The organism is Pseudomonas sp. PS02288 (assembly GCF_029959715.1).
In the GTDB taxonomy this organism is placed as follows: Bacteria; Pseudomonadota; Gammaproteobacteria; order Pseudomonadales; family Pseudomonadaceae; genus Pseudomonas_O; species Pseudomonas_O kuykendallii.
The window spans coordinates 1-7,266 of sequence record NZ_JASCPA010000103.1; the positions used below are offsets into that span (position 1 = coordinate 1).

A 7,266-nucleotide genomic window follows, 5' to 3' on the forward strand; every position below is an offset into this window, starting at 1 on the left:
ACGCGCGGGCGGGCCACGCCAGGGGGGGGGGCGTCACCCGGGGGCGCGCCCCCACCGGCGCGCTCTACTGCGGCATCAGCGACGACCCGCAACGGCGCTTCGCCATGCATTGCAGCGGCAAGGGCGCGCGCTTCTTCCACTCCAGCCCGGCGCAGGCGCTGGTGTACGTGGAGGCCTGCCCCGGCAAGGGCGACGCGCTGCGCCGCGAGCGGGCGATCAAACGACTGAAGAAGGTCGCCAAGGAACAGCTGATCGCCATGCATGGCGCTGATGCCACGCCATCCGCCTGAGTGGCTGGGACGCGAGGAAGCCGGCGGGTAAGCTGGCCGCCCACGAACAACAACAGCGGAAGCCAGCATGCACGACCTCATCCTGCACCACTATCCGGCCTCGCCGTTCGCCCACAAGACCCGCCTGCTGCTCGGCTTCAAGCAGCTGGGCTGGCACTCGGTGAACATTCCGCCGGTGATGCCCAAGCCCGATCTGCTGGCCCTCACCGGTGGCTACCGGAAGACGCCGGTGTTGCAGGTCGGTGCGGACATCTATTGTGACACCGCGTTGATCGCCCGCCGCCTGGAGGCGGAGAAGGCCGCCCCGACGCTGTTCCCGCAGGGCCAGGCATTCACCGTCGCCGCCTTCGCCCAGTGGGCCGATTCGGTGGTGTTCCAGCATGCCGTCACCCTGGTGTTCCAGCCCGAATCCGTCGCGGTGCGTTTCGCCCGCCTGTCGCCGGAAGCGATCCAGGGCTTCCTCGCCGACCGTGCCGGGCTGTTCAGCGGCGGGTCTGCATCGCGTCTGCCGGCCGAGCTGGCGCGGCACAACTGGCCGACGCTGATGACACGCCTTCAGCAGCAACTGGCGCAGGGCGGCGAGTTCCTCTTCGGCGAGGCGTCCATCGCCGATTTCGCCATGGCCCACCCGCTGTGGTTCCTCAAGGCCACGCCGGTCACCGCGCCGCTGGTGGACGCCTACCCCGAGGTCGTGCGCTGGCTGCAGCGGGTGCTGGATTTCGGCCAGGGTTCGCCCAGCGAGATGAGCGCCGCCGAGGCCATCGAGGTCGCCCGCCAGGCGAGCCCGGCGGCGTTGCCGCAGACCTCGATCGAGGAGCCGAACGGTTTCTCGGTGGGCCAGCGGGTGCTGATCGCGGCGACCGACTACGGCGTCGATCCGGTGGAAGGCGAGTTGCTCCACGCCGGTGCCGAAGAGCTGATCCTGCGCCGCGAGGACGCGCGCGCGGGCGTGGTCCATGTGCACTTCCCGCGCGTCGGCTTCCGCATCGAGGCGCTCTGAGGCACGGCTCAGTAGGCGGCGAGGATGCCCTGCGGGTCGTAGCCGTGGATCACCGTGCCCTTGACGTCGATCACCGGCACGCCGCGGCCGCCGAGCGCGTCGTAGGCGCGGCGGCCGTCGGCGGACTTCTCGATGTCGAGTTCGCGGTAGGGAATCGCGCGTTCGGCGAGGAAGGCGCGGGTCTTGGCGCAATAGCCGCACCAGGACGTCGCGTAGAGAATCACCTCGCCGGTGCGCGCCTGGCGGTGCACCGGCTGGCCGAGGCCGAGCAGCGGCTCGACGCGGTCCCACTGTTGCCAGAGGGCGAGCGCGGCGAGGATCAGCAGGATGCGTTTCATCGTCAGTCCTTGCGGCGTTTGAGCTGGTCCTTCAGCTGGGTCGGCAGCTGGCGAATGATCAGCATGTCGCGGCCCTCGTCGTACTCGATCTTCGACCCCAGCAGGTGCGCCTCGAAGCTGATCGACAGCCCTTCGGCGCGCCCGGTGAAGCGCTGGAACTGGTTCAGCGTGCGCTTGTCCGGCGGAATCTCCGGCGACAGGCCGTAGTCGCGGTTGCGGATGTGGTCGTAGAACGCCTTCGGCCGGTCCTCGTCGATCACCCCGGAGAGTTCTTCCAGGGTCATCGGCTCGCCGAGCTTGGCCTGGGTGGTGGCGTAGCCGACCAGCGCACTGGTCTTCTCCCGCGCCTGTTCTTCTGGCAGATCCTCGCTCTCGACGAAATCGCTGAAGGCCTTGAGCAGGGTGCGCGTTTCGCTCGGCGCATCGACGCCCTCCTGGCAGCCGATGAAGTCGCGGAAGTAGTCCGAGACCTTCTTGCCGTTCTTTCCGCGGATGAAGGAGATGTACTGCTTGGACTGCTTGTTGTTCTGCCACTCGGAGATGTTGATGCGCGCCGCCAGGTGCAGCTGGCCGAGGTCGAGGTGCTTGGCCGGCGCCACGTCCAGCGCCTCGGTCACGGTGACGCCTTCGCTGTGGTGGAGCAGGGCGATCGCCAGGTAGTCGGTCATGCCCTGCTGGTAATGGGCGAAGAGCACGTGGCCGCCGGTGGAGAGGTTGGATTCCTCCATCAGCTTCTGCAGGTGCTCGACGGCCTGGCGGCTGAAGGCGGTGAAGTCCTGTTCCCCGTCCAGGTACTGCTTCAGCCAGCCACTGAACGGGTAGGCGCCGGACTCCTCGTGGAACAGCCCCCAGGCCTTGCCCTGCTTGGCGTTGTAGCTTTCGTTGAGGTCCGCCAGCAGGTTCTCGATGGCCTGCGACTCGTGCAGTTCGCTGTCGCGTGCGTGCAGCACGGCGGGCGTGCCGTCGGGTTTCTTGTCGATCAGGTGGACGATGGCGTGGCGGATCGGCATGGCGGTCTCGTGGCGAACGGGAAAGACGCGCAGTTTACCCGAGGCACGGGGTTGCGGCGTCAGTGCAGTGAGAGCAGGAAGGTCTCGACGGCCGCCGGGCTGCGCAGGCGTACCCGCTGGACATGGGCGAGGCGAGGGTCGGCGAAAACCTCGGTGTAGCGCCGCCGGTTGCTGCGGAAGTTCTTCAGCGTCCAGAGCAGGATCGAGTCGCGGCTGAGGAACGAGCGGCGGAAACTCTCGCGGTTGCCGGTGCCCGGCCACAGCTCTTCGCCGCTGAAGGAGCGCCGCAGTGCCCGGCTGATGGCCTGGTAAAGGGTGCGGATCAACGAGTAGTCGATCCAGACGATCATCTGCACGTCCCGCCACTTCATCGCGGCGGTGCGCTGGTAGTTGCCGTCGAGCACCCAGCCCGGCTGTGCCAGCGCGCGTTGCAGGCGGGCGAAGAAACTCGGGTCGTCGGACTCCTGCCAGTCAGGACGCCAGAACAGCGCGTCCATCTCGATGCAGGGCAGGCCGAGCTGATGGGCCAGGCGCCGCGCGAAGGTGCTCTTGCCGCTGCCGCTGGTGCCGACCACGTTGATCCGCCGCGGCGCATCGCTGTGGGCGGGCGTCATACCGGGCGAGACGGCTCGCCGCGCAGCAGCTCGACCAGCGCCGGCAGTTCGCGCATGTCCCTGAGCAGCGCCTCGACGCCCAGTTCGCGCAGCACTTCGCCGTGCACCGGCGGAATGTGGCTGGCGCCGAGGAAGCCGATCACGCGCATCCCGGCGGTCAGCGCGGCGGTGGCGCCGGTGGCGCTGTCTTCGACCACGAGGCAGCGCGACGGCACGACGCCGGCACGCCTGGCCGCCAGCAGGTAGAGGTCCGGCGCCGGTTTCGGCCGCTCCACGTCCTCGGCGGCGAAGATCCCGGAGTCCACGCGTTCGCGCAGGCCGGCGCGCTGCAACGCGTGCTCGACGCTGGCCCGGCGGCTGTTGCTGACCACTGCCAGCGGCAGGTCGACGGCCAGCAGCGCCTCGCGCACGCCGGCGATTGGCGCGGCGTCCCGGAAGGTCGCGGCTTCGCTGCGCTGGCGCAGCTCGGTGTGGAAGCCGTCCGGCAGTTCGACGCCGAAGTGCGCCTCGACGCGGGCGAGGATGTCGTGGCTCTGCAGGCCGAAGGTGCCGGCCAGGAGGATGTCCAGTTCCTGCAGCGGGAACCGCTCGCCTAGCACCTCGCGGCGCAGGCGTTCGACGATGATTTCGCTGTCGACGATCACGCCGTCGCAATCGCTGATCAGCAGGTCGATATAGGAATTCATGCGGCCCGGCCCTTGCTGGAAAGCCTGTCTTGATAACACAGGCCCGCGCCGAGGGTCACCCTTGGGTGGCGGCGGCCCGACGGGGTGGTCGCCGCCCATGCAGCGCCACAAGCACGCCGAGCAGCGCCAGCGCGTACAGCGCCTGAACGCCCAGCGCCACCAGCACCAGCGCGCAAAGCGCCACGGAAAGTCCCGCCAGCCAGCGCCAGAGGCCCTCCAGTAGCACCCAGCCCGCGGCCATGCTGAGCAGGTAGATGAGCACGAAGTTGCCGTTGGCGTAGCGGATCAGCTCGTCCACCGACAGCGACAGCAGGCTACTCGCCAGCGAACACAGCGCGCAACAGGCGACGATCAGCAGCAGCGCGCGGGCCGGCACGCCGTGCCGGTTGAGCCGCGCAAGCCCGGCCGGCGCCTTGCCTTCGTCGGCCAGGCTCCAGAGCAGCCGGGCGAAACCCAGCAGGTAGACGTTGGTGGAGGCGAAGCAGGCCAGGTAGCCGAGCAGCGCCAGCAGCCAGCGGCCGCGTTCGCCGAACAGCTGGCCGACCAGGTCGGGCAGCGAGGTGGCATCGCGCTGGGCGTCGCCGTAGTGACCGAAGTTCAGCACCGCCAGCGAGCAGGCCCAGTACACCAGCCCGGCGAGCAGGGTGCCGAGCAAGAGTGCCAGCGGGAAGTCGCGCTGCGGGCGGCGGAACTCCTCGCCGAGGTGGGCGAAGGCCTCGATGCCGACGAAGCACCAGAACATCACCGCCAGCGCCGTCGGCAGGCGCGACCAGTCGGGCGCGGCGCTGTTCAGCAGCGGCAGGCTGGCGTCCGGCAGATCGCCGGCCCACCAGATCAGCGCGATGCAGGCGACGATGGCCACCGCGATCGCCGCCTGCAGGCTGCCGGAGGCGCGCATCGGCCGTTGCCCGAGCAACAGGATGATCGCCAGCGTACCGAGCTGGATCGCCAGCGCTTGGCCGGGCGTGATGGCGAACACCGATTGCCAGAAGCCCACGCCGATGTGCAGCGCGGCGGGCACGCCGACGGGAATCACCGCGAGGAACAGCCAGGCGCTGACCCGCTCGAAGCGCAGCCCGAACGCGCGGCCGATCAGGTGCGGCGCACCGCCGGCGTGGGGAAACCGCCGGCCGAGCTGGGCGAAGGTGAAGGCCACCGGCAGCACCAGCAGGATCAGCAGCGGCCAGGCCCACAGCGAGGCGATACCGGCGCTGCTGGCGGCGAGGGCGGGAACCACGAAGATCCCGGTTCCCAGTAGCGAAGTGGCGAGCAGGGCGATGCCTTGCAGCAGTCCCAGCTCCTTGTTCAGACGGCTCATACGGTATGCTCGTGGGCTTGAAACGGCGGTAAGCCATGTTAGGCCGCCGCCGCCATTCAGGTTGCCGGCTTTGCCCGGCAGAGTGGCGCAAGCCGCCGCCGAATCGCCTGTCACCGTTTTGCGAGAACCCCGTGGACAAGTTCGATCGCCAGATCATCGCCCTGCTGCGCAGCGACGCGCGCACCCCCGTCACCCGCATCGCCGAAAGCATCAGCCTGTCGCGCTCGGCGGTGGCCGAACGCATCCGCCAACTGGAGGAGCGCGGCGTGATCCAGGGCTATCACGCCCGCGTCGCCGACCCGGAAAGCAACGCGATCAAGGCCTACCTCGAGCTGTTCTATCACGAGAGCCGCTGCGAGCAGTACGTCGAGCGGATGCGCGCCTTCCCGGAAATCCAGCGCTGCAGCGGCATCAGCGGCGAGACCGACATGCTGGTCTACCTGGAAGTCGCGAGCATGGCGCGGCTCGGTGAAATCCGCGGGCAGATCGAGAACTTCCCCGGCATGCAACGGGTGAAGACCCACGTCGTGGTGACCGACTGGGCGTTCTGACCGCGCCCGGATTTCCCCGGCCTGGGTGGCGGCCACGGCATCGCGCCGTAGGGTGCGCCGCGCGCACCGAGGCCGCTTGTCTGCGGTGGGAATCGCTTCTCCCTTTGCGGTGCGCACGGCGCACCCTACGTACCGAGCGCCCGTCATCCGGCGCGCCTGCACCCGTGGCGAACGCTCTCGTAGGGACGAACTCGTTCGCCAGCCCCGTAGGGTGGGTTAGCGGCATCGCCCGATGAACCCTGGCGACCCTGTGGCCGAAAGCCGCGTAACCCGCCGGCGGAATCCGGCATGACTCCGCCTGGCGGGTTACGCCGCGTGACACACGCTCCCGGCACGATGATCGGCGCCGCTCGCGCTGTCGTGCGCCGGTCGAGTCGGTACAATGTCGGCCAATCGGGCCCGCGGGCGGGCCGTCACCTATTCGCGAGGGCTGGGCAATGACGTTCAAAGTATTCGTAGACGGTCAGGAAGGCACCACCGGGTTGCGCCTGCTCGACTACCTCGGCGGTCGTTCGGATATCGAGCTGCTGCGCATCGACGACGCCAAGCGCAAGGATTCCGCCGAGCGCGCGCGTTTCCTCAACGCCGCCGACGTGGCCTTCCTCTGCCTGCCCGACGCCGCCTCGCGCGAGGCCGTCGCGCTGGTGAACAACCCGAACACCTGCATCATCGACGCCAGCACCGCCTTCCGCACCGACAGCGGCTGGGCCTACGGGTTGCCGGAGCTGGCGCCCGGCCAGCGCGAGGCGATCCGCGCCAGCAAGCGCATCGCCAACCCCGGCTGCCATGCCACCGCCTTCATCCTGCTGGTTCGCCCGTTGGTGGACGCCGGCCTGCTGCCGGCCGACTACCCGCTCAGCGCCTTCTCGCTGACCGGCTACAGCGGCGGCGGCAAGCAGATGATCGCCGAATACGAAGCCGGCGCTAACGCCAAGCTGAAGAGCCCGCGCCCCTACGCCCTCTCCCAGGCGCACAAGCACCTGCCGGAAATGCGCGTGCAGACCGGGATCGCCGCGGCGCCGGTGTTCAACCCCATCGTCGGCGACTTCCTCAAGGGCCTGTCGGTGACCGTTCCGCTGCAGCTCAGCCACCTGCCGACCGGCGCCAGCGTGGAAAGCCTCCACGCCGCGCTGGTCAGGCATTACGCCGGCGAGCCGTTCATCCGCGTGATGCCGCTGGATGGCGCCGACAACCTCGACGGCGGTTTCCTAGACGTGCAGGCGTGCAACGAGAGCAACCGCGCCGACCTGTTCGTCTTCGGCAATGCCGAGCGCGTGACCCTGGTCGCGCGCCTCGACAACCTCGGCAAGGGCGCTGCCGGCGCCGCCGTGCAGTGCATGAACGTGCACATCGGTGCTGCGGAAAACACCGGGCTCAACAGCGGCCTGTGATCCTCCCGGGGGGGGGGGGGAACCCGCCCCCCCCCCCGGGGCCCCCCCCGGGGACCCGCGCCCCGGTG

General features: G+C 69.3%; 9 protein-coding genes. 4 read left to right on the forward strand and 5 right to left on the reverse strand.

Annotation, left to right across the window (positions count from 1 at the left end):
• Positions 1-290 (forward strand): GIY-YIG nuclease family protein (locus QMX85_RS22880; RefSeq protein WP_282344780.1); only part of this gene is annotated, 290 nt, incomplete at its 5' end.
• A gap of 67 nt (positions 291-357) precedes the next feature.
• Positions 358-1,290 carry a glutathione S-transferase family protein gene (locus QMX85_RS22885; RefSeq protein WP_282344782.1) on the forward strand — a complete coding sequence of 311 codons (933 nt, stop codon included), beginning with the start codon at positions 358-360 and terminating at the stop codon, positions 1,288-1,290.
• A gap of 8 nt (positions 1,291-1,298) precedes the next feature.
• On the opposite strand, the gene QMX85_RS22890 is transcribed toward QMX85_RS22885, so the two are convergent.
• Genes QMX85_RS22890 through yjeH form a run of 5 tightly spaced genes read right to left on the reverse strand, consistent with a single transcriptional unit; the run spans position 1,299 to position 5,256 of the window.
• Complete coding sequence (locus QMX85_RS22890; RefSeq protein ID WP_282344784.1) at positions 1,299-1,628, reverse strand: glutaredoxin family protein; 330 nt, start codon at positions 1,626-1,628, stop codon at positions 1,299-1,301.
• A 2-nt stretch (positions 1,629-1,630) separates the two neighbouring features.
• A complete protein-coding gene (gene yejK, locus QMX85_RS22895; RefSeq protein WP_282344787.1) occupies positions 1,631-2,638 on the reverse strand; it encodes a nucleoid-associated protein YejK in 1,008 nt (335 codons plus the stop codon).
• Positions 2,639-2,697: 59 nt separating this feature from the next.
• On the reverse strand, positions 2,698-3,252 hold the full coding sequence (locus tag QMX85_RS22900) for an adenylate kinase (RefSeq protein ID WP_282344789.1): 555 nt from the start codon (positions 3,250-3,252) through the stop codon (positions 2,698-2,700).
• A complete protein-coding gene (locus QMX85_RS22905) occupies positions 3,249-3,938 on the reverse strand; it encodes an HAD-IA family hydrolase (RefSeq protein WP_282344790.1) in 690 nt (229 codons plus the stop codon). Before QMX85_RS22905 ends, QMX85_RS22900 begins: the two co-directional genes overlap by 4 nt.
• Before the next feature lie 55 nt (positions 3,939-3,993).
• Complete coding sequence (gene yjeH, locus QMX85_RS22910; protein WP_282344791.1) at positions 3,994-5,256, reverse strand: L-methionine/branched-chain amino acid transporter; 1,263 nt, start codon at positions 5,254-5,256, stop codon at positions 3,994-3,996.
• Positions 5,257-5,387: 131 nt separating this feature from the next.
• Here yjeH and QMX85_RS22915 point away from each other — a divergent pair, with 131 nt between their 5' ends.
• Both QMX85_RS22915 and argC read left to right on the forward strand, forming a co-directional pair.
• The gene (locus tag QMX85_RS22915; protein ID WP_273232104.1) at positions 5,388-5,807 is read left to right on the forward strand and encodes an Lrp/AsnC family transcriptional regulator; all 420 of its coding nucleotides are present in this window, start codon (positions 5,388-5,390) and stop codon (positions 5,805-5,807) included.
• Between the two features lie 437 nt (positions 5,808-6,244).
• Positions 6,245-7,198, forward strand: a complete 954-nt coding sequence (gene argC, locus QMX85_RS22920; protein ID WP_282344794.1) for an N-acetyl-gamma-glutamyl-phosphate reductase — start codon at positions 6,245-6,247, stop codon at positions 7,196-7,198.
• The last annotated feature ends 68 nt before the right edge of the window (positions 7,199-7,266 follow it).